Origin of the sequence: Paenibacillus agricola (assembly GCF_011440305.1) — a bacterium.
GTDB lineage: Bacteria > Bacillota > Bacilli > Paenibacillales > NBRC-103111 > Paenibacillus_S > Paenibacillus_S agricola.
In genome coordinates this window covers 772,903-795,130 of sequence record NZ_JAAOIW010000001.1, presented here as the reverse complement: position 1 = coordinate 795,130, position 22,228 = coordinate 772,903, and the positions used below count along the sequence as shown (strand labels likewise).

At 46.6% G+C, this 22,228-nt stretch carries 18 protein-coding genes; 14 read left to right on the top strand and 4 right to left on the bottom strand.

The window, feature by feature from the left end; all coding sequences use genetic code 11:
* Positions 1-62 precede the first annotated feature (62 nt).
* The 10 genes from G9U52_RS03805 (at position 63) to G9U52_RS03760 (ending at position 13,201) form a co-directional block, all read left to right on the top strand.
* A complete protein-coding gene (locus tag G9U52_RS03805) occupies positions 63-1,394 on the top strand; it encodes an ABC transporter substrate-binding protein (protein WP_166146332.1) in 1,332 nt (443 codons plus the stop codon).
* A 16-nt stretch (positions 1,395-1,410) separates the two neighbouring features.
* Positions 1,411-2,280, top strand: a complete 870-nt coding sequence (locus tag G9U52_RS03800) for a carbohydrate ABC transporter permease (protein WP_166146329.1) — start codon at positions 1,411-1,413, stop codon at positions 2,278-2,280.
* A 65-nt stretch (positions 2,281-2,345) separates the two neighbouring features.
* Complete coding sequence (locus G9U52_RS03795; protein WP_166146326.1) at positions 2,346-3,218, top strand: carbohydrate ABC transporter permease; 873 nt, start codon at positions 2,346-2,348, stop codon at positions 3,216-3,218.
* Between the two features lie 74 nt (positions 3,219-3,292).
* Complete coding sequence (locus tag G9U52_RS03790; RefSeq protein ID WP_166146323.1) at positions 3,293-4,327, top strand: amidohydrolase family protein; 1,035 nt, start codon at positions 3,293-3,295, stop codon at positions 4,325-4,327.
* Positions 4,309-5,178, top strand: a complete 870-nt coding sequence (locus tag G9U52_RS03785; RefSeq protein WP_166146320.1) for an aldo/keto reductase — start codon at positions 4,309-4,311, stop codon at positions 5,176-5,178. Before G9U52_RS03790 ends, G9U52_RS03785 begins: the two co-directional genes overlap by 19 nt.
* A 66-nt stretch (positions 5,179-5,244) precedes the next feature.
* A complete protein-coding gene (locus G9U52_RS03780; protein ID WP_166146317.1) occupies positions 5,245-7,380 on the top strand; it encodes an alpha-amylase family protein in 2,136 nt (711 codons plus the stop codon).
* Between the two features lie 207 nt (positions 7,381-7,587).
* Positions 7,588-9,396 carry a PrpR N-terminal domain-containing protein gene (locus tag G9U52_RS03775; protein WP_166146314.1) on the top strand — a complete coding sequence of 603 codons (1,809 nt, stop codon included), beginning with the start codon at positions 7,588-7,590 and terminating at the stop codon, positions 9,394-9,396.
* A gap of 124 nt (positions 9,397-9,520) precedes the next feature.
* Complete coding sequence (locus G9U52_RS41275) at positions 9,521-10,894, top strand: four-carbon acid sugar kinase family protein (protein ID WP_166146311.1); 1,374 nt, start codon at positions 9,521-9,523, stop codon at positions 10,892-10,894.
* Positions 10,891-11,883, top strand: a complete 993-nt coding sequence (pdxA, locus tag G9U52_RS03765) for a 4-hydroxythreonine-4-phosphate dehydrogenase PdxA (protein ID WP_166146308.1) — start codon at positions 10,891-10,893, stop codon at positions 11,881-11,883. Before G9U52_RS41275 ends, pdxA begins: the two co-directional genes overlap by 4 nt.
* A 49-nt stretch (positions 11,884-11,932) precedes the next feature.
* Positions 11,933-13,201 (top strand): nickel pincer cofactor-dependent isomerase, group 22, encoded by a 1,269-nt coding sequence (locus G9U52_RS03760; protein ID WP_166146305.1) that lies wholly within the window; start codon positions 11,933-11,935, stop codon positions 13,199-13,201.
* Here G9U52_RS03760 and G9U52_RS03755 read toward each other — a convergent pair.
* Together G9U52_RS03755 and G9U52_RS03750 are read right to left on the bottom strand one after the other, a co-directional pair.
* Positions 13,198-13,782: a YitT family protein gene (locus tag G9U52_RS03755; RefSeq protein WP_375790226.1), complete on the bottom strand. Its 585-nt coding sequence runs from the start codon at positions 13,780-13,782 to the stop codon at positions 13,198-13,200. The two genes, G9U52_RS03760 and G9U52_RS03755, sit on opposite strands and share 4 nt — an antisense overlap.
* Before the next feature lie 71 nt (positions 13,783-13,853).
* Positions 13,854-14,714: a DUF421 domain-containing protein gene (locus tag G9U52_RS03750; RefSeq protein WP_166146299.1), complete on the bottom strand. Its 861-nt coding sequence runs from the start codon at positions 14,712-14,714 to the stop codon at positions 13,854-13,856.
* 181 nt (positions 14,715-14,895) lie between these two features.
* On the opposite strand from G9U52_RS03750, the gene G9U52_RS03745 reads away from it, so the two are divergent.
* Complete coding sequence (locus G9U52_RS03745; RefSeq protein WP_166146712.1) at positions 14,896-15,876, top strand: aldo/keto reductase; 981 nt, start codon at positions 14,896-14,898, stop codon at positions 15,874-15,876.
* 170 nt (positions 15,877-16,046) lie between these two features.
* Here G9U52_RS03745 and G9U52_RS03740 read toward each other — a convergent pair whose 3' ends face one another.
* The gene (locus G9U52_RS03740) at positions 16,047-17,993 is read right to left on the bottom strand and encodes a methyl-accepting chemotaxis protein (RefSeq protein ID WP_166146296.1); all 1,947 of its coding nucleotides are present in this window, start codon (positions 17,991-17,993) and stop codon (positions 16,047-16,049) included.
* Between the two features lie 246 nt (positions 17,994-18,239).
* On the opposite strand from G9U52_RS03740, the gene G9U52_RS03735 reads away from it, so the two are divergent.
* From G9U52_RS03735 to G9U52_RS03725, 3 genes are all read left to right on the top strand, one after another.
* Entirely contained in the window at positions 18,240-20,723 is a 2,484-nt protein-coding gene (locus tag G9U52_RS03735) for a S1C family serine protease (protein WP_243767100.1), read from the top strand.
* Positions 20,724-20,750: 27 nt separating this feature from the next.
* Positions 20,751-21,524: an SDR family NAD(P)-dependent oxidoreductase gene (locus tag G9U52_RS03730; protein ID WP_166146293.1), complete on the top strand. Its 774-nt coding sequence runs from the start codon at positions 20,751-20,753 to the stop codon at positions 21,522-21,524.
* Positions 21,525-21,586: 62 nt separating this feature from the next.
* A complete protein-coding gene (locus G9U52_RS03725; RefSeq protein WP_166146290.1) occupies positions 21,587-21,850 on the top strand; it encodes a YqkE family protein in 264 nt (87 codons plus the stop codon).
* Between the two features lie 148 nt (positions 21,851-21,998).
* Here G9U52_RS03725 and G9U52_RS03720 read toward each other — a convergent pair whose 3' ends face one another.
* A complete protein-coding gene (locus G9U52_RS03720; RefSeq protein WP_166146287.1) occupies positions 21,999-22,163 on the bottom strand; it encodes a hypothetical protein in 165 nt (54 codons plus the stop codon).
* Positions 22,164-22,228: the final 65 nt, after the last annotated feature.

Below are 22,228 nucleotides of genomic sequence, written 5' to 3'. Positions count from 1 at the left end.
TTCGCTCTTAACCCTTTTTTCTCAAAGATAAATACGTATTTACATATAATGGAGGTTATAAATTGAAAAAAACTGTAGCCCATATCCTATTGATTACTATGTTTATATTAATTGCAGCCGGTTGCTCCCCAGCCGATAATGCCTCAACAGCCTCAACACCACCAGCAGGTCCTGATAAAAACAAAAAAGTTACCTTACGTTTTGCCACAAACTGGGTAGGAACCAGCCCGATGACGAAGATCGTTAGAGATCTTCTAGAACAATTCAAGAAGGATTATCCGAATGTCACGATCGAAGTGGAGGAATCCCCGGGCAATGACCATATTACCAAAATCAAATTGGATGCGGTCAGCGACAGAATCCCTGATTTTTTCAACTACTGGCGTCTGGATCCCGGCTTTGGGCTTGATGAGATTGCCAGAGCAGGCAAGGTAGCTGATTTGACGGATTGGGTGAAGACGGATCCATTCTTTAAAGATTTATTCGATGAAAGCGCTTGGAAAACAGCAACCTTGGACAACAAAACCTATGGTATCCCAGGTACGATGTTTTACACAGCTATTTATGCCAATAAAGAAGTATTTGATAAAGCCGGAGTTCCAATTCCTGCAACCTGGGATGAGTGGCTATCGGCAGTCAAAGCGTTGAAGGCCAAAGGCGTGCTGCCATTTGGGATCAGTGTTAAGGGAGATAGCCAAGGGGTTCGTACCTTTGACTATGTGTTCAGTAATATGGTGGGCAATGATCGAGTGCGCGACATGATTATGGGCAAGGAGCCATTCAGCACACCGGAAACGTTAAAGGCTGCGCAGATGGTCCATGAGCTGCTTGTTGGCAATGTACCTGAGGATGCCATTGCGATCGCCAACGATGTGGCTGTAGCGAAGTATCTTAATACAGGCAAAGCGGCCTTATTTATCGACAATTCCTCAGCGATTAATAGCATAAAGCCGGAAATTCAGGAAAAGCTGGTTGCATTGAAATTCCCGCTTATTCCGGGCGGTGCCCAAAAAACGCAAAATTTCGAAAAGGATTTGACCCAGCTGTTTTATATGGGCTCCAAAGCCTGGCTTGACAAGGATAAACGTCCATACCTGGAAGAGCTGCTTAAACGTTTTGCTTCTCGCGAACAAGCGAAAATTTATGCAGAGGTTGCCCAACAAACCGTCCCACAATTAGAAATGAACATTGACCCGGCCAAATACGGACGTTTAGCTACAGATGGCCTCAAGAATGCACAATCAGCACCGGGCAACAAATGGCTGCCATCCTATATGAGTCCTGACCAAAGAGCGAAGTTCGAGCCCTTGATTAGCTCTTACCTAGGAGGCGAAGGCACGCCAGAGAAATTCGTCGTGGAAATGGATAAAATATTTAATGTAAAAGCGAAATAAGGAGGAATGCTGCTCGATGGGACAGCTCAGGTATCGAAATGCGATTATTTATTATATGCTGCCCGCGCTTGTGCTTTATTTTACCTTTTTCATAATACCGTTCTCAAGAACCTTCTATTATAGCTTGTTTGAATGGAATGGCTTTGGTAAAACGACTTTCGTCGGTATGCAAAATTATGTATGGCTGATGCAGGATGAGCTGTTTTTGTCGGGAATCGGCAGGGTACTGCAATGGGCGGGCTTAGCTATTTTGCTAAAAGTCGGTTCAGGGCTAGTATTAGCCAATATGCTGCGTAGGCCGGTCAAAGGCTCAAAGTTTTTTTCGGCTGCCTTTTTCATGCCCGTTGTGATTTCTACAGCTGCAATTGCGTTAATGTTTACGCTAATTTATGATTTGGACGCAGGTTTATTGAATACCGTGCTGCGCCAAATGGGGCTGGGGGATTGGACACGGATCTGGTTAGGTGATAAAAACACGGCCTTTTATGCGGTTATCGCTGCACCAATCTGGCATACAATCGGGTATTTCTTCATAATATTGCTGGCAGGCATGCAAAATATTTCGGAGGAAATTTACGAATCCGCGACAATTGATGGAGCCAATGCTTGGGTGCTCTTCACACGCATAACGATCCCGCTAATATGGCCCATCCTGCAAATCTGTATGATTCTTGCGATCACGGGTGCTGTGAAAAACTTCGATTACGTGTTCATCATGACGAAGGGAGGCCCGGGAACATCAACTCAAGTACCAGCCACCTACATGTACGATACGATCTTCGTCGGGTTAAAGTATGGATATGGAACCGCAATTGCTTTTACGATCTTCCTATTCTCCTTGATTGTTACCCTGGTATTCCGCAAATTAACGACGATTAAGGACTGAAATAGGTATCAAAATGCGACCGTCATGAAGATGGCGTTAATCCGCGCAGGTGAGGAGGTGCAGAGATGGAAGGTGCAGTTGCTAAGGTTAAGAACATGCAGACCAGCCGCTCTTTAACCGATAGACTGATGACAATAACTAAGTACATAGTGCTCATTGCCCATGCTCTGTTGACACTTGTACCGTTGGTGTGGATCCTAAGCAATTCATTTCGCGATACGGACCAAATTTTGACCAGCATCCGCTTTATTCCCGAAAGCTTCGATTTCAGCAACTATATGAAGGTGCTAACCGCTTCTAATATCCCGAAAGCTTTTTATAATTCTGTCAGCATTACATTAGTAAGCTTATTACTACTCTTGGCGGTCGTGCTTCCGGCTTCGTTCGCTATTGCCAGGTTTCGCTTTAAGGCTAGTGGTTACCTGTATATGTTTTTCTCGGCGGCGATTTTTGTCCCCGGAATTACGATTCTGCCAATGGTGTATACGTTGTTTAATGATTTGCATCTGCTTGGCTACAAATATTCAATTGTGCTGATGTATGTGGTGGGTGAGCTGCCTATCGCGATGTTCCTGATGGTCATGTTCATGCGGGCGATCCCGCATGAGCTTGATGAGTCGGCGATTATCGACGGAGCTACGACTTGGACCTTATTTTCGCGGATTGCCGTACCTTTAAGCCAAAATGGGATTGTAACGGTGTTAATCTTAACATTTGTGGCGATCTGGAATGACTATTTACTGGCTTTAATCATGCTTACAAACAAGGCTTATCGTACACTATCTGTAACCTTGGCCTTTACGAAGGATGAGAACGGGATCAATTATGGCATGATGTCGGCAGCAATCGTATTTGCTATCGTACCGATGATTGCTTTTTACTTGGTCATTAAAGATCGATTAATTAGTGGGATGACGTTGGGTGCGGTTAAAGGGTAAACTTAAATAGAAAAGTATGGATAAAAAGGAGTAAAAAGTGTAGGTTAACATGAAATAACGGAGGTGTTGATTACATGCCAACGAAAATTACAGACGCATACGCCCATTTCGGGCTTCCGCGTTTCGGCTCGCTCGACCAGCTGCTACGTTATATGGATAAACATCAGATTGAACAAGCTGTTGCCGTGCTCGGTCCGAGGGTACCGGACTTCTCCATAATTATGGAGGCAGCCAGCAGCTTCCCGGATCGTGTGCGTTGTGTGGGCATCCCATTCGGGGAAACCAAGGAGCAGCGGGTTGAAGCTGTGAAGCTGCAGCTGGATGCCGGAGCGATCGGCATTCGACTTGAACCCCGTGAAGCGAACGATATGCCGGAAATCCTTGACCTGATCGGGAAGCGCGGGCGCTGGGCCTACGGAATCGGCTCCTGCCTCAGCCAGCAGCTGGCGAAGCAATATTTGGACTGGCTGGCGCAATATCCGGATGCCAGGCTGGCGGCTCCGCATTTTATGTACGCAGACTTCTCACGTAACGATCCCGAGCGGGCGGGAGGAAGCATAGAGCAGCTCATGAGGCATGAGCGATTTTATGGCATTTTGGTACGGAATTTGGGTATGGTGGGATCGCTATATCCCCACACGGCTTACAAAGCATGGATGGAGTACGTGATAGAGCTATGCGGCAGCGATCGTTTAATGTGGGGCAGCGAATACCCGGTGTTATTTTGGCGTAATGAAAATGCGGACGCTGCTGTAGCCATGTTCCGCGAATTGCTGGGGGTCTGCGATGACCGAGAGTGGAGCCAAATTGCAGGTGCCAATGCCAGCGAGCAGTTCTTCGATGGAGCCGCACCCCAAAGCACGGAGCAGGTTTTGCCTGAATGGGTCGAACAGCAGTTTGAACGTAATCGTACGGTTCCATTTTTCCCAAAAGGTCTGGAAATTCCCGTTGAGCTATATGGGCGCATTCTTGAGGGATATATACAATCTAGCTATTTTGCAGAGGGTCGAAGTATGTTGGAATATATACTTAAGCCTTGGATAGAGCAGATGGATTCCGGACATGGGGAAATAGGAGGGAGCATGGGGAAATGGAATATACGACATTAGGTAAAACAGGAGCCATAGTCAGCAGAATTGGTTATGGAGGAGCGGCAGCAGGGTTGAAAAATTATTTGCATGCTTATGATCCAACCGATAGTGATGATCGCAAACATATTTTTGAATCGATTGAAGCGGCTCTCCAGGGGGGCATTAATTATTATGATACAGCGCCAGGCTATGGGAATGGGGAAAGTGAGCAGATTTTAGGCGCCGCCTTGGAAGGTGTTGTGGAAAGCGGCTCCTATCCGCTGTTTATCGCAACCAAAGTGAACTACAAAAATCGTGGTGAGCTGAGGAAACAGGTTGAGCTAAGCCTGAAACGGCTGCGTAGAGAGCAAATCCAGCTGCTGCAAATCCATGGTGATTCCTATACAAGCGAGCAAGCTGACGATATTCTGCAAGCTGGCGGAATGGCGGAGGAAATGGCTCGTTTGAAAGAGGAGGGGCTGGTGCAATATATTGGCTTTAGCAGTGAGGATAATAATGATTCCGTGTTCCGTTTTATTCGCAGTGGCATGTTTGATATGATGCAAATTTGCTATAACTTTATATTTCAGCATCCCTATGAGCCGAGCCGTCCCTTTGGCAGCCTGCTGGAGGCAGAAAAGGCGGGAATGGGTATCGTAACGATGCGGACCCCCACCTCAGGAACGTTCCAGCGCTGGATTCAAATGGTCAATCCAGCTAATACATTCGATTACACGCCTGCACTGATCCAGTTTGTGCTTTCCAATCCGTATGTGGATGTGGCGTTGATGGGCATGAGGGATAAAGACATTGTATCCAAAAATCTTGCGCTTTGTAGCGATCAAGCAGGGCGTATCCGTTTAGATGATCTCCACGAGAGGTATGTTTAGCAAGCTGGGATGGCTAGCCGTACAGCCCTTATAGTACAAAACTAATGTAGCAGGAGGAATAACAGCATGATAATTAATAAACAGTGGTATGAGAAACAGCTTAGAATCTTGCAAACGGTGCTTCGCGAGCCGGATGTTGTTGATTACGACGCCCATTCAGTCGTTGAATATATGGAACAAATCCATTCCAATTGCATCATTATTAATGGTGGCGGGATTGTCGATTTTTTCAAGCATAATCTGGTAACAGCCAACCCCAACCCATTTATGACCAAGGAAGACCTGCTTAAAGACCTCGTAGAAGCAGCACATAAAAAAGGAATTAAGGTTGTTGTCCGTGTCGATTTCCGTGGTGTTGACAAAAAAATCTACGAGCTGCGCCCGGATTGGTTCGCTGTAAATGAGCTGGGTGAGCCCAAGGTTCGGGATAATCCGCTCCATTCAGCGATTTTCCAGCCCTGCTACCAAAGCACCTACCGCAACGAGCATGCTTACCGCTTTATCGATGTGCTGTTCGAAAAATACGACATCGACGGCATTTGGGAAAACTCGTATAGCCAAGGCGGTATTTGCTATTGCAAAAGCTGCTCCGACCGTTTTCGCAAGGAGACTGGCCATGAATTGCCGCGTGGCGGCCAATTTACGGATAGCCAATATGACGAATACCGCGACTGGAAGGCTGCTTGCGTCATGGAGCATCTTCGCGATTGCCGTGCGGTGGTAAAGAAATATGGCGACGAGAAGGCGTATGCGGCTGAAATCTTCGGCTTGTACCACGACCGTTTCAAGTCGGATGGCCATGATTTATACGCGATCAAGGACCACTTTGATTTCCTGGTTACCCCTTTATTCACCGCTAACCACGAGCCAATGAACGGGCCGTCAACGTTAATCAAGTTTCTCAAAAGCTTATCGCCGGATAAAACGCCGGTCATGCTGTTCGGCCACCTGGGCACAAATAATGACCTTCGTTACATTTCCTCTGCCAAGCAGGAAACAAGGCTATGGATGTGGGAAGCGATTAGCGCAGGCGGTTCATTCTGGAACTGCATCTTCAACGGCCAGCATCCAGGAGCAACCTATGATCGCAGAAATGCGCAGCTAAGCTCCGATATATATGGCTATATGGAGCAAAATGAAGAAGTGCTGACCGAGCAAACGACCGTTGCAGAAGTGAATGTTCTGTATTCACGTGCAACGAATGCAGTCCTTGGCAATCCCAATCGGAGCAAGGATGCATACCTGACGCATTTGATGGGTCTAGAGCAGGTGTTGAACGACCAGCATATTCAATACCGTTTGTTAACGGACGATAAGCTCAGCCTAGAAACCCTTCGCGCAGCCAAAGTGCTTGTGTTGGCCAATGCGGCATGCTTATCCGATCCAGAGATCGAAATTATTCGTACCTACGTTAGCACAGGCGGCAAGCTGATCGCGACCAACCTTACTTCCTTTTGCAAGCCAGATGGCACGCACCGTCCAGATTTTGCATTGAGTGATGTGTTCGGGTGCAGCTTTACAGGCAGTGTGAAGGACAATTCCTTATTTGGCTACCAATATGTCAAAGAACATGGCCATCCATTAACTCAGGGCTTTGAGGATACGGAGCTGCTTGCAAGCTGGAGCGACCAGTATTTAGTTCGCACGAACTCCGATGCGGCGCAGTCAATCGTTACCTACGTTCCACAAATTTTCCCGCAGCCGCCGGAGCGTTCATGGCTTAGAAGCTATGAAACCGATTATCCGACGATGGTATTACATGCATTTGGCGAAGGTGAATCCGTCTTTTTCCCTTATGGCGTTGACCGCAACGTCTGGCTGCATGGCCATAATGATTTCAGTGAGCTATTGAAAAATGCGTTTAACTATATGCTGGATGGGCAATATTTGATCCGCTCGAATGCGCCGCTCAGCGTACATTTCAGCCTTAACAAAAGCGGTGCGGCTCAAGGCGGCTATGTGCTTCATGCCGTTAATACGACGGCGGCGCCCCGCCGCCCTGTGCTTCAGACGATCGCCATTACAGATTTGGAGCTGGAAATCCAGCTGCCTGCACAAGCGACATCTGAATTCAAAGTATTGCATGGCGAACCCGGCATTCAATTGCTTCGTACCGAGCCTACACCAGATGGAGGCATCAAGCTGTTTATCCAGATCCCAAAAATCGAAGAATATGTGGGCATCTATATAAACGCCATTTGATGAAAAAGCCAGAGGTAGAGAGGGCTTGAGCTTCAATTGGGTCTGGTCTTGAATCTTTATAGGCATTTCCGACCTTGCTCTTAACAAGAGGGTCGGTTTTTTTCTGTAAATGCGGTATAATCAATGTGATGAAATTTGCAACATTAAGTGGCGTTTTTCTTAAAGGTTTATTTTAAGTGTCGCTTTTTGAATCGTGGAGGAACTATCATGTTGAAATTTTTACTGATTGCCCCTTATCGGGGAATGAAAGATCTACTTGAGGATTTGCCGCGTGCTGATGCCTATGAGGTTTATGCAGAGGTTGGCGACTTGAGGCTAGGCTTAGATGTAGCCCAAGCGGCGGAGCAGAATGGTTATGATGTTATTATAAGCCGGGGTGGAACCGCCCAGCTCATCCGTGAGCATGTGCGGCTTCCGGTGGTTGAAATTACAGTCAACGGTTACGATATATTGCGTTCATTGACCTTTGTGAAGGGGTATCGAGGGAAGATTGGAATCATTGGATTTCCTAATATTGTCGCTGGCGTTGATACGATCGCTGAATTGCTGGATATTCAGGTGACAACCTTCATTATTCATCAAGAGAAGGAAGCCGAAAACGCAGTGGATAAGGCCAAATCGCTTGGTATTGATTTGGTTATTGGCGATGTGGTAACCGTGTCGATGGCTGAAAAAGCCGGGGTGCGGGCCGTACTTATTACCTCAGGCCGTGAGGCATTATTGGAGGCGTTAGCGCAAGCGGAGCGGATAGCGAAGCAGAGCAGGATGGATAATGGGAGTACGGCATTAATGAAATCGATGCTTAATTCACTGCAGCACGGAGTCATAGGTGTTGATACGAACGGACTGGTTAGCTTTTGCAACTTCTATGCAGCTACACAGCTAGGTATTACGGCAGAGGCCGCTATGGGCTTGGCATGGACAGGGCTAAGCGCCAATACAGCGGGCGAGCTTCGGGTGCAGTTAGTGCATCATTTAAAAAATCAAAGCGGACTCGCTGCCCTATATGAGCTGTATGACGGGCCAACGATTGAGAAGCTGGACAGGCAGCATAGGAGAATAAAAGAGAACCGGCTTTCATTGCCTCAGGGGCAATTTCAGCAGTTTGTGCAGACCGATTATATCAATGAAACTTATATGGACAAGGCGAAGCGCTGGAGTAAACGGTTGGAGCCGATCCTGATTACCGGCGAGACGGGCACAGGGAAAAGAACGCTGGCGGAAGCGATCCATAATGAAAGCCCTTATCAGGAAGGGCCATATGTAAGTTTCCATGCAGGTGCTCTTGCGTCCGAGCGGCAGGAGCACCTGCTGTTTGGCGATCCGGGGCAAGAAGCTGAGGGGCTGCTGCAGCGTGCTGCTTCGGGAACGCTGCACATCCACCAGGTCGAGCTGCTGCTCCTCCCTGTTCAACGCAAGCTTGCTGCTGCGCTACAAGCTAACCATGCTGCGCTTGAAAATGAAGCCAAGCCAGCATTTCGCTTTATCGCTTCTACACCGGCTGATTTACAGCTGCAGGTAAAGCAAGGAGAATTCGACCTGCAGCTGTTAGTCATGCTGCAAATTTACACGATCCAGCTACCGCCACTTCGCCAGCTTGTCGATGATCTGGATCATTTCATCTTCTGGTATTTGGCAGAAATGAACCGTACATTAGGCAAACAGGTGCTCGGCATCAAGCCGGATGCGCTGAGCAAGCTGCGTACTTATCCATGGCCGGGTAACTTTAGTGAGCTGCAGCAGGTGCTTAAACGGGTTGTTGAAGCATGCGAGGGCTCATTTATAACGATTCAGCAGGTAAGCCCGATATTGGATGGCTTGTTGCTATTGACCGATGAACCAGCTATCCGTAGTATGGAGCAGCTTGTCGGTGCTTCAAGAACACTTGAAGAAATTGAGGATGATATTATTCGGTATGTGCTTGAGCAGGAGGGCTTCAACCAGTCAACAACAGCAAAAAGGCTGGGGATGAACCGAACTACGCTGTGGAGGCGGCTAAATCAAGAAGGGCGATGAAAAACTGATGACACATTTGAGAAAAGTGTTTCATTATGAAACATAATCAATCAGTATTGATGTTGATTATTGAAACGTGAATTTGATAAAATACATATAAATTAGTAAGTAAGGTGGACACAAAGTGGATAATATCATCATTCTTTCTGACGATTTAACCGGGGCGAACGATTCCGGTGTACAGTTTGCCAAACGCGGGATTCCCACAGTTGTTTGCATCGATGATAAGCAGACGATTGATCCAGATGTGTCAGGAATTGCTGTTGTCATTAATGTCGAAAGCCGTTCGCTTTTACCTGACGAGGCATATTCTAAATGGACCCAGCTGCTGTCAACGATTGAATTCAGTAAATTTCAAGTGATTATGAAAAAAATCGATTCTACCCTTCGCGGAAATATCGGCAAAGAGATCGAGGCTATGCTCGACTCCGGGAAATTCGATTTGGCGGTGGTAGCTCCTGCTTACCCACAGAAGGCAAGATGGACCGTGGGCGGCTACCAGCTGCTACACGATCAATTGCTGGAGGATAGTGAAATTTCACGCGATCCGAAGTTTCCCGTCACGAATTCGCAAATTTCTGCGTTAATTCATGAACAAACCTCGCTGCCCGTTGGCGAGGTGGGGATCCGCGCAGTTCGCAGCGGCAAGCTGGAGGAGCAGCTCAACCTGCTCCTCCAGCAAGGCAAACGCATAGTTGTTGCCGATAGCGCAACCGATGGCGATTTGGCGATCATCGCCGCGCTGTTCTCACAAGCACAAACGCAGATGCGAGTGCTGTGGGTTGGTTCTGCCGGACTGGCGGAAGCGCTTGCTAATCGCTATCCACTGCTCGGCTTTCTACCTACACCGCCCAGCCAACGGCCGGTGCCGGTCCAAGCCGCGCCGCAGTCCGATCGGTCGGCACCGCTGGGTCAGCCCGCTCCCGCGAAGAGCGAGCAAGCCGCCGCTCCTGTACTAGTCGCGGCTGGGAGCGTTAGCCAGACTACGCGGCTACAGGTAGAGACGCTGAAGCAGCACGGCTTTCGCACGCTTGTTATTGACCCGCTCCTTTTGCTCGGAACAAGCGCTGAGGAAATGGCAGAGCTTACGCAAGAAGCGAGGCAAATGATTGCTTCGGGCGAGGATCTTGTTCTTACGACGGACATCTCGCAAGCTGCGAAGTCGCAAGTCGCCGAATATTTGCAGAAAGCGGGCTTAAGCGTGATGCAGGGCGGCGATCAAATTGCAGATGGAATCGGCCGATTAGCGGCTGCCATCATCACAAACGAAGCGCTTGCAGGTGCCGTTTTAACGGGTGGAGATATCGCCTACTCGACCTGCACGCATTTGAATATTGCCCGCCTCAGAATTATCGGGGAAGTGGAAGAGGGCTTGCCGCTTTGTGTTGCGGAAGGAAGCTTGAGCGTTCCGCTAGTCACCAAAGCAGGCGCTTTTGGTAATCCCAATTCGCTGCTGCATGCAGCACAAGCGATCAAACTTAAAAGGAGCCAACTATGAACAGACCGATAATCGGCATTACAATGGGTGACGCGGCAGGCGTCGGACCGGAAATTATTATGAAAGCCTTAAAAGACCCTATTGTCTATGAGACTTGTAAAGCGGTAGTGATCGGCGATGCCAAATTTTTAACGAGAGCGGAGCAATTTCTCAAGACCGGCCTGCGTGTTCATACCATATCGGCGCCAGACCAACTGCTTGATGAAGCTGGTGTTGTGAATTGCCTCGATTTGGATCTGTTACCGGAAAGCTTGGCTTACGGAAAAGTTTCCGCTGAAGCAGGTAACGCAGCCTTCCGCTTTTTGGAGAAATCGATTGAGCTTGCGAAGCAAGACCTGATCGATGCGATATGTACGGCTCCACTGAACAAAGAGGCGCTGCAAAAGGGAGGCCATCATTATCCGGGCCATACCGAAATTCTTGCTACGCTAACAGGAACGGATGATTACGCGATGATGCTAAGCTCGCCCAAGCTTAAGGTTATTCATGTGACCACTCATCTGGGGTTGATAGATGCCGTGAAATCGATAACCGCTGAGCGTGTTTATTCCGTTATTAAGATGGCGCATGAAACCTTGCTCAAGGCAGGCAATCCACAGCCGCGAATTTGTGTGTGTGGTATTAATCCCCACGCTGGCGAGAATGGGCTATTCGGCTACGGGGAGGAGGACGCAGTTATCGTCCCTGCTGTCGAACGCGCGAAGTCGGAAGGCATTGATGTTGTTGGGCCGCTGCCTGCCGACACACTTTTTTTCCTCGCGGTACGTGGTGATTATGATATTGTGGTAGCGATGTACCACGACCAAGGGCATGGCCCGATTAAAGTGCTTGGGCTGGATGCCGGCGTCAATATCACGGTAGGCCTTCCTATTATAAGAACAAGTGTAGATCATGGTACCGCTTTTGATATTGCTGGAACAGGGATAGCTGATGAGAATAGTCTATTGGAGGCTATTCGTCAGGGCATTGAATTGGCACCACAACGATAATCGTTTACGAAGTAAGTTTTCTACGAAAACTATTAGGAGGAAACCACCCATGCAACTACCTAGGTTCGTTAAGGTGAAGCAGCATTTCGAGGGTCCGAGGATCGATGATATCGAAGCTGAAATCAGCCAGCAGATGGAAGCCATTCGGTTAGCTGACCAGGTCAAGCCGGGCATGACCGTAGCGATTACGGCAGGCAGCCGGGGAATTAACAATATTGCTTTGATTATTAAAAATTTGGTTAGAGAATTGAGAAAGCTTGGAGCAGAGCCGCGCATTATTCCGACAATGGGCAGCCATGGAGGAGCGACCGCCGAAGGGCAGGTTGAGGTGCTGCATAGCTTGGGAGTTACTGAGGAATACTGTGGAGCGCCGATCTTATCCTCAATGGAGGTTACCCAGATCGGTGAAACCGCCGAAGGTCTTGCCGTTTATGCGGATAACAACGTATTGGCCAGTGATGGAGTCATTGTAGTTGCAAGGATTAAGGTCCATACCGATTTCAAATCCTCGCAATGGATTGAGAGCGGCTTAATGAAAATGGCAGCAATCGGCATTGGCAAGCATAAGCAGGCATTGCTGCTGCATTCTTACGGCATTCATGGAATTCGTGATAAAATGCCGGATGTTGCTCAAGTCACATTGGATAAACTAAATGTGCTATTCGGATTAGGCATCGTGGAAAATGCATTTGACCAAACGGCAATTATCGAAGCGATTGAGCCCAAACGGATTGCAGAACGTGAACGTGAGCTATTAAAAATATCAAAAAGCCTTATGCCCAAGCTGCCTGTTGATGAGATTGATGTATTGTTTGTGGATGAAATCGGCAAAAATTATAGTGGCACCGGCTTTGATACCAATATTATTGGGCGCATGCGGATATTGGGAGAGGCTGAATTAACGAGCCCCATCATCAAATATATCATTGCCAGTGATTTAAGTGAGCCTTCACATGGCAATGCTTTAGGCATAGGGCTAGCTGATCTTACAACACGCCGACTGTTCGATAAAATCGATCTCAAAACGATGAATGAAAACGTGATTACCAGCTCTTTTATTATGCGCGGCATGATTCCGCTAGTTATTGATAATGACCGGGAAGCATTGCAAGTAGCCTTGCGCTGCACCTGGGGAGTAGAGGCAGCTAAAGCGCGAATCGTGCGTATCCCTAACACATTACATCTAAAGTATGCGTATGTTTCGGAGATACTAGTCCCTGAAATTATGCAGCAGGCTAATATTGAGATCATTAGCGAGCCTGAATATCTGCAATTTGACGAATTGGGCTATCTGCCACAAATGGCGGAAGTTCATTAAACTTTTTTGAGGTTACAAAGGCCGGTCGCGACACCTCCCGCAATAATGGTCAGCACGGATAGCATTAATGTATCGCCGGAGAGCAATAAGACACCAACTCCAATAATGAGTGCATCCATCACGAACAAAATAATTCCCACATTAACGGAAATATATTTGGAAAGAAATTGTGCCAATAGATCAATCCCACCCGTACTTGTTTCATATCTTAGCATGACTCCAAATCCAGTTCCGGCGATCATGCCGCCAATAATAGCACTGGATATGGAGGTCAGCTCCACATAATATAGAAAATAGTATTGGAATGGTGCTAAAAAATCGATGATCAGGGATGATATAATCATACCCGCCAGGCTGTCGTAAAAGATGGGGCGATTATGGAACCAAGCTACGATAAATATGGGGATGCTGCAGGCGATAATGACAAGCCCGATTTTCGCATCAAATAAATAATTAATAATTAACGAAATGCCAATGACGCCACCATCGAGCACTCTATGCGGAACCAGAAAAAAATTAATACCGATAGCAATAAGGATACTCCCCACTACAATAGCAGTGAATTTGGGTAAGGTCAGCACATCAAACAGCTCCCAACAAATAAGGCATGTCTGATTATATGCGTGATTATCCATTTATTGCTATCTGATTTCTATCTGCATAAAATTGGTTTCATATCTTTGATCAATTGCTCCATTTGGTTTGATGTTTTTTCGTACATGGTCTTCGCTTTTTGATTTTCTGTAGTAAGCCCGAACAGCGTTAGGTCGGCTTGACATTTTTTTAACGTTGCGAATAAAAGCTGCCTTTCTTGCGGCAGTGCTACGATCAGCTTATCATCAAACAAATCGACATACAGCTTTCCATAGGAATCGACTTGGCCGAGAAAAACATTTTCAACCGGTATCCCTAATTTTTCCAGCTCGGTATTTAACCATTGTCTGCTTAATCCGATGGTTGCCAAGGGCTCATTCAATATTTTTCCATCCATAATGACGGCTTGGGGCTCCTGCTCGGGAGCAACTTTAATACCAAGATGCTTGGGCGTCAGCGGTTGATTTTCCCGGGTTAATAACACATTAATTTCACCGCTAGGCTCAATAAGCGCAAATTCAACATCGGCTACGCTAAATGCCTGTTTAGCTCGTAATTGCTCCATCAGTTCGTCGGTCGTAATTCTTTCCTTTTTTAAATTATCATCCATGACCTTGCCGTCTTTAATGAGTATCGTGGCTTTGCCGTCAACAAAGTCTCGCATCGTTTTGCTTTTTAGCTGTAACCATTCAATGCCTAATGAAAATGCAACCCATACCACAATGGATATCAAGCCTAAATGCCACATGGCATCCAGCTCCAAGGAAACGTAAGCGGCTAGACTGCCAATCGTAATACCAGTAATGTACTCAAATAAAGATAACTGGGATACCTGCCTTTTCCCTAACAGCTTGGTTAAGAAAAACAAGGCAACAACGGACAATAACGTACGCAAAATAATTTCCAATTCATCTGGCATATCAGGAGCCTCCTAACTTTTTTAAGCTTATATAGATTATTTACCTGAACGCTGCTACTTAACTCTAGGTAAGCTATAGCAGAAAAGGTTATTAGATGAAAAAAAGGTCAGTTCTTTCATTATTAGTGGATATTGGTTATGCTTAATGAGTAACTCAAATAGGTAGAGGAGCTGAGTAATGATGGAATATACATTCTTAGGAAGAACCGGATTGCAGGTAAGCCGTCTTTGTTTGGGTACGATGAATTTTGGCCCTGCAACTGAGGAAAAGGAAGCGTTCCGCATTATGGACGCAGCTTTGGATGCAGGCGTTAACTTTTTTGATACAGCTAACGTATATGGTGGCGAAGCGCATCGCGGCTGGACAGAGGAAATTATTGGACGCTGGTTTGCCCAAGGTGGCAACCGTCGGGAGAAGGTTGTGCTGGCAACCAAGGTATATGGTGGTATGGAAGAGGCTAATGATGGACCCAACCATGGTCGTGGGTTATCCCTTTATAAAATTCGCCGCCATCTGGAGGCTTCACTAAAGCGTTTACAAACGGATCATATCGAGCTCTATCAAATGCACCATATTGAACGCAATGCTACATGGGACGAGCTATGGGATGCCTTTCAAGCTTTGGTTCAGCAAGGTACTGTCGATTATATCGGCTCTAGCAACTTTGCGGGCTGGCACTTAACCTTGGCACAAGCGAAAGCGAAGGAACGCCATTTTCTTGGGCTTGTTACGGAGCAGCACAAATATAGCCTGTTCTGCCGCGAGCCTGAGCTGGAGGTGCTGCCGGCAGCCGAATACCACGGTATTGGCGTTATTGCCTGGAGCCCTTTGGCAGGCGGTTTGCTTGGAGGCAACGCATTAAATGCAGATGCCAATTCAAGGACAGGCAAGCAGGCGCAAGCGATTGAAAAACACCGTCCACAGCTGGAGCAGTTCTCCTCCCTGTGCAAGGAGCTTGGAGAAGGCGAAGCCAATGTCGCATTGGCGTGGGTCTTGTCCCACCCAGCGATGACAGCGCCGATTATCGGACCAAGAACCTTAAAGCAATTTGAGGATACGCTGCGAGCTGTCGAAATTAAATTGGATGCCGATACGTTAGCCAAATTAAACGAGATCTTTCCAGGTCCAGGCAAGCCAGCACCGGAAGCTTACGCTTGGTAAAAAAGAGGGAATCGTCAGTTAAAGCATTTCTTGCCCCTTTGAGCTCACCGTAAAGCGGCTGGCTTTATTGGAAGCTAAAATAATTGTATAGCTTTTTAGAGTTTGGGGTAACCGTAAGGTTACCCCTTTTTGCGCAACGAGCAGTGGCGTCGTTGATAGTGGACTTTGTTCTAAACCTTAAAATTGCTAATCACCGATTGGAGCTCATCCGCCATACTTGATAGCAGAGTCGCCGAGGAGGTGATCTCCTCCATTGTGGCCAGCTGTTCCTCAGTAGCGGCCGATACATTTTGTGTGCCAGATGCCGTCATATCCGAAACCTGCATAATCGTTTCAAAGGCTTTTACAACCCGCCCGGCGTTTACTGACATTTGTTGGGATGAGATCGATACCTCTTCAATCTGGGTGGTAACTTGCTTGATGGAATGCTGAATTTCATTAAAAGCATCTCCAGCAGTTTGGACGGCCTTTAAACTGCCATCCACCTCGCGGATTCCAGCATCCATCGATATAACGGCATTAGCCGATTTTTCTTGAATAATCTCAATAAGATCCGTAATGCTTTGTGCCGATTTGGAGGATTGGTCAGCGAGCTTTCTGACTTCTCCTGCGACAACAGCGAAGCCCTTGCCTTGCTCTCCAGCACGTGCAGCTTCGATGGCCGCATTTAAGGCAAGTAAATTGGTCTGGTAGGCAATGCTTGTAATGGCTCCAACAATTTGCCCGATTTCCTGGGAGCGGACGCCAAGCTCTTTTATAACTATGGCCAGTCCGTTGACATTGCTATGCATGGACTCCATCTGCTGGATCGCGGTACCGATGGCCAAATTACCTTGCTCTGTTTTATTTGAAGCCTGTAAAGCCGTTGTGGAGACACTTTGTGCGTTGGTAGCAATCATTTGAATACCTTCGGAAATGTCTTGGATTGACTCGGCACTTTCCTGCAAGGACTTCACCTGCTTCTCCGTTCCCATGGCGACTTCCTCGGTTATAAAAGCAACTTGCTCAGTCGCTTGGCTTGTTTGGGTGGCGCTTGCAGTTAATTGCTCAGCCGACGCGGCTAAATTCTCGGAATTTGTCCCGACTTGCTGGATTAGAATCCTTAAGTTTTGAATCATTTCGTTAAAGCTTGCCGCTAGCTGGCCAATTTCGTGTTTATCTTTAACGTTTACCTGCTTTGTTAGATCTCCGCCAGCAGCCAATTTAGCTAACGCAGTTAATTGGAGGATCGGTTTAGTAATACTAGTAGAAAAATAATAGCCAGCGGCAGCGGCAACGATCAGAACAATAATGAGCAAGGTTATACTTTGCGTTATGATTTTATTATTTTGCGCCATAACAGCATCATAGGATTGTTCATTAATGATAAGCCAGCCGGTTTGTTTATCAAAAATATACGAAACCATCCATTTTCCGGCATCGTCGGTATAAACGGAGGTTCCATTCTGGCCCTGTAGTCCTTGCTTTACAAATTCAGTTTGGCTGACATCCTTGTCCAAGAAAGTAGGATCACTATGACCCAGGATTTTGCCGGTTCGCTCTACTATGTAGGGAGTGTTTCCTTTTTTAGAGAAGTTGCTCAATACATTGCTAAGAACAGCAAGATCGATATTGTTGGTGATTACACCTGTTACTTTATTGGCTTCATTCATCACAGGCACGGCAAGAATAACAATTTTAGATCCGGTAGTTTTACTTACCAATATATTAGAAACAGCAGGCTGAGCCGTTTGCATAACTTGTGTAAAATAGTCGCGGTCTGCGACGTTAGTCAGTGGCTGGCTGTCGCTTCGGATCTTTTGCTGTCCCGTTACATCTGCGTAAGTGAGGATGGCTTCTGGGTGGACTTTGACGGAGTTAGTTAAACTAAGCTTAGCAGTATCCAGCCTTAGTTGGCTCTCTTGAAAAGAGCTATTTAATGACAAAACCTTGATCAAATCGAAATTTTGGATCATTAGCTGGTTAACCTCATACTGTACAGCTTTAGCGTTTACCAAGCTTAGGTCATTGGCATTTTGTTGTAGCTCCTTACTGTTGGAATAAAGGCTAAATACAGAAAAAATCAGCAAGGGCAGCGACGCAAATAATACTAAAATTAAAATGAGTTTTCTTTTCAACTTATGACCCCCTAGGATGTAACAAACATGAGCCTTACATAAACTCCATACTTTCTACATACTACTTCAAAAGCCTTTAAATTAATAGAGAAATAGTTTGTTTTAGGACTAATATACTGTGTTAGTGAAAATGACTAAGGGTACTAAAAAGCAAAGCTTTTGATTTATTGGAATTTGCTTCAGTTTCTGATAGAGTAGCTATATGGAAAAAGAAACCAATAGATCATAGACGGGGAGCTAAGTAAATTGATTAGAGGAACTTGTGTTGGAAAACGTTTGATGAGGGTGGCGATCGCTGTTATTCTCTGTGTGACCATGGTGGGAACCACGGATTATGCGGATGCTGCAACAGATCAGGAAGCTGTACCAGCCGTTATTGCCAAAACAACGACCTCCGTTGTGGCGATCATCGGTAAACCCACTGATAGCAAGCAGGCTGTAGACAATAATAGGTACGACCTTGCTCATGGCACCGGTGTTATTATTAAAAGCGAAGGCTACATCCTGACGAATGCCCATGTTGTAAAAAATATGCGAAATATCGTAGTTGTTACTTCAGAGGGGAAGTCCTACCCTGGGAAAACGACGCATTTTGATGAAGAAAGCGATTTGGCTTTAGTAAAAATCGATGCCACAGGATTAACTCCTGCTGTGTTTGCTAAACCAGCGGATGTAAAAGTAGGCGAAGCGGTAATGGCGATTGGCACTCCGTTATCGTTTGCGTTGCGTAATTCGGTCACCTATGGCATTGTCAGTGGTATGGATCGCTCAGTACTGTCCACCTACCAGCTGATCCAAACGGATGCAGCAATTAATCCCGGGAACAGCGGGGGTGCGCTGGTCAATATGAGAGGTCAGGTTATCGGTATCAATACATTGAAATATGTCCAGTATGGGGTAGATGGCTTGGGCTTTGCCATTCCCGTTTCAACGGTGCAGCATGTGTTAGAGCACTTTTTCAAATATGGTAAAGTAAAACGTCCATCCTTAGGTTTGGAGCTTGGCGAAAGCTGGGAGGCAGTTGTAGGTCTGCCATCGAGCAATGGCTTAGAGGTTACATACGTAGAGCCAGACTCTGCAGGAGCCAAGGCAGGCATCAAGCAGGCTGATGTCCTGCTCTCAATTAACGGAATCATTACACGTAATCTAGTTGAATATAATGAAGCTTTGAAAAACTATTTGCCAGAGGAAAAAGTGAAGCTGGTGCTTCAATCGGAGGGCAAGACCAAAGAGGTCGAGCTTGTTCTGGGAGAAGGGAAATCAGATGCAGCCGCAGTCATCCAAGATGTCGACGGGTCATACATCGATGCAGACCAAGGCAAGACACAGATTGGCGACAGCCATTTCGGCTGGTCTATGAAATACCCGGCAGGGCTTATTAACCAGGACCAGCGCTCGGGGGAAGAAAATAATGTATACTTAAGCGATGCTAAAGGTGAGTTTGGTATTAATATTGTTGTCGAAGAGAGACAAAGCGAGGATTTGTCCAAGCTGGGCCTAATGAAAAAGCTTGCAGGGGATTCGGGAGGAACCTTGTTAGAGAAGCGTTATGTCGAAAAAAAGCCGGATTCCTATGTATTAGTAGTAGGGAAAGAAGAAACGGGCGAATATTACCAGCTGCGTGCCTTTTTGAAGGGTGACAAAATCTATTATCTCATGTTGTTTGTTGATAAAGAGGAGAATTATACGAATGCGCTGAAACGCAATAGCTATAACGACCTTCTCGATACCTTTGTACTAACATTTGATGCCAATAATCCATCGATCAAGGATATTTCCGGGTTTAATAACACGGATACCATCTCTACAGAATACGGCCTGAGCTTTGACGTGCCTGCGGAATGGACGAAGAAGGACTGGGGAAGCGGTCTTTATTACGCCAATAAGGACAGTGAACAAACCTTATCAGTTGAGGTAAGCTCAGCTTCATCGGGAGATACGCTTAAGGATTGGGCTGCCAGACAGCTACAAACGGTTGCAGGCAGTTATGTGGATAGCTACAAAGAGATCAATGAAGCCAAAGATACAACCATAGGCGGAGTGGCGGCGATAGAAAGCCGGTATGCCACAACGATGGGAGACAAATGGCGGCAATATCGCGTATACTATATATTTAAGGACAAATACAAATACGAGTTGAAATTCGCTTATCCGAAAACAGATGAGGGCGAAGAGCTTAATGCCTTGGTGGATACTTTTACAGAATCTGTGGATTTTGCCAAGGAAGGTACGAATCGCTCTTTAGGCTTCATTCAGGATGAGGAAGAATTAGTGGATAAGGCCAAGACGATCACCTTTACCAATAAAAAGTACAAATATGCACTTCACCTTCCTGAAAACTGGCAGGGTATTTTCCAAAGAGAGCTGGATATAGCGACGAACACTTTTTCTTTTAATGGAGGCAGCTTATCCATTATTGCTGATGATCGCACAAGCTTTGAAGAAATGTCAAAACGGTTGGAGCAGGATCATAAGAAAAATGCCGAAACCGATGAAAATTACAAATATACGATTAGCGATGAAAGCCAGCTAGGTCCAGAAAGCCTTGGAAAAAAATTCGCTGTCACCTATAAAAGCAGGAATATACCCTATACGATCGTGGATTACGTATTTGAAAATCAGGGAATCGTGTACATACTCCGCCAACGGATCAATGATGCAGTTAAAACAGAGGAGCAATGGCAGCGCCTTGAGAAAGCGGCACAATCGTTCCAACTGCTGGACAAATAATACATTGGACGGAAGGGGCTTGTATCTATGAGAGGCCTGGATAAAAAGGTTGCTTTAATTGCTGGAGGCGGACGAGGAATTGGTAAAGAAATTGCCAAGACCTTTGCCGATTACGGCACCAGTGTTATTGTGGGAAGCCGCACGGAAGACCAGTACCTGGGGACAGCGGATGAAATCCGCAGTATGGGTGGAGATGCCCATGGGCTAGCGCTTGATGTACGGGAGCAGGCTAGCGTCCGGGAATTTGTGGAGCAAGCGAATAGCTTATACGGGCACATCGACATCTTTGTATATTGTGCCGGAACGAATAAACGGATGCCTGCTGAGCAATATACACAGGAAGCATGGGAAGAGATCATCGGGATCAACCTGACAGGGGCTTTTCTCACCTGCCAGGAGGTGGGGAAGCGGATGATCGAGCAGCGCAGCGGCTCAATCGTGACGATCACATCGATGCTTTCGCATATTGCAACGCCTAACCAAAGCGCGTACACCGCATCGAAGGGAGGGCTGCTGCAATACAGCAAGCTGCTCGCTGTGGAGTGGGCCCAATACGGGATTCGAGTTAACTCGGTTAGTCCCGGCTATATTGAAACCGATCTGAATTCAGCGAATTTCCAGCGGCAGTCCTTTCGGGATGGTGTGTTAGGCAAAACACCCATGGAGCGTTTTGGTCTGTCGAGCGAAGTCGCACAAGCCGTATGCTTCCTGGCCTCTCCGGAAGCCTCCTACATTACAGGAACAAGCATCCCTGTGGATGGCGGATTTTTGGCAGGACACCAAAATATCGTGATGCTGTAGGGCAGGCGTAGCAAGCTAATGTATCGCAAGTGATCTTATTCATCTAGGAGGTAAAACAAATCATGTCTAAACGAAATAGACCAACAACAACAGTGCGGCCCAAATCGGCTGCTGAAGACAAGCCGGCTACTTTGAAGGATTTATTGAATCCGGAGATTGTGCAGAAGCTGAAGGCACAATCCGATGAAATGAAGGCAGCTGAAAATAAGCAGCGTGAGGATGTATTAAAGCAGGCAGCCGACGCCCGCAAGGCTGAGCAGAAGCGGCTTGAAAATGATTTTGAATACCTGCTGAACAACAGCACGCTGAAAATGAGAAAAGACTGACGTTAAATAAAATGGGCTGCTAAAACGATATCTACATCGTATAGCGGCCTTTTTACAAAGGTAATGGAAAAACTAATGGGCTAACTCTCCAATGGCTACAGCTACTAGAGAGATCACCCATTAGTTTTTTTAATTCAGTTCGCTTTTATTATTGAGGGTCAGCCTTTCCTTCAGCTTCAGTCTCACATTCTTGTTCGGCAGCAGCAAGGAATTCGTCCTCATTCTGGGATGCTAGCTTATCTCCGAATTGATCCAGTTGACTGGGGCTGCTGGCTGGTCCGTCATTATCTGGTTTATTGTTTCTTCCTGTCATTTTGTCACCTCCTGCAAATAGGATTTCCCCAAAATACGGAAACATACCCATTTGGTCGCTCTTGT

Excerpts from the sequence above, each read along its gene's own strand:
- G9U52_RS03750 (WP_166146299.1), bottom strand. The coding sequence starts at position 14,714 with ATGCCAGATGAATTGGAAATTATTTTGCGTACGTTATTGTCCGTTGTT.
- G9U52_RS03745 (WP_166146712.1), top strand. The coding sequence starts at position 14,896 with ATGGAATATACATTCTTAGGAAGAACCGGATTGCAGGTAAGCCGTCTT.
- G9U52_RS03720 (WP_166146287.1), bottom strand. The coding sequence starts at position 22,163 with ATGACAGGAAGAAACAATAAACCAGATAATGACGGACCAGCCAGCAGC.
- G9U52_RS03725 (WP_166146290.1), top strand. The coding sequence starts at position 21,587 with ATGTCTAAACGAAATAGACCAACAACAACAGTGCGGCCCAAATCGGCT.
- G9U52_RS03790 (WP_166146323.1), top strand. The coding sequence starts at position 3,293 with ATGCCAACGAAAATTACAGACGCATACGCCCATTTCGGGCTTCCGCGT.
- G9U52_RS03785 (WP_166146320.1), top strand. The coding sequence starts at position 4,309 with ATGGAATATACGACATTAGGTAAAACAGGAGCCATAGTCAGCAGAATT.
- G9U52_RS03780 (WP_166146317.1), top strand. The coding sequence starts at position 5,245 with ATGATAATTAATAAACAGTGGTATGAGAAACAGCTTAGAATCTTGCAA.
- G9U52_RS03730 (WP_166146293.1), top strand. The coding sequence starts at position 20,751 with ATGAGAGGCCTGGATAAAAAGGTTGCTTTAATTGCTGGAGGCGGACGA.
- G9U52_RS03775 (WP_166146314.1), top strand. The coding sequence starts at position 7,588 with ATGTTGAAATTTTTACTGATTGCCCCTTATCGGGGAATGAAAGATCTA.
- G9U52_RS03760 (WP_166146305.1), top strand. The coding sequence starts at position 11,933 with ATGCAACTACCTAGGTTCGTTAAGGTGAAGCAGCATTTCGAGGGTCCG.
- pdxA (WP_166146308.1), top strand. The coding sequence starts at position 10,891 with ATGAACAGACCGATAATCGGCATTACAATGGGTGACGCGGCAGGCGTC.
- G9U52_RS03800 (WP_166146329.1), top strand. The coding sequence starts at position 1,411 with ATGGGACAGCTCAGGTATCGAAATGCGATTATTTATTATATGCTGCCC.
- G9U52_RS03795 (WP_166146326.1), top strand. The coding sequence starts at position 2,346 with ATGGAAGGTGCAGTTGCTAAGGTTAAGAACATGCAGACCAGCCGCTCT.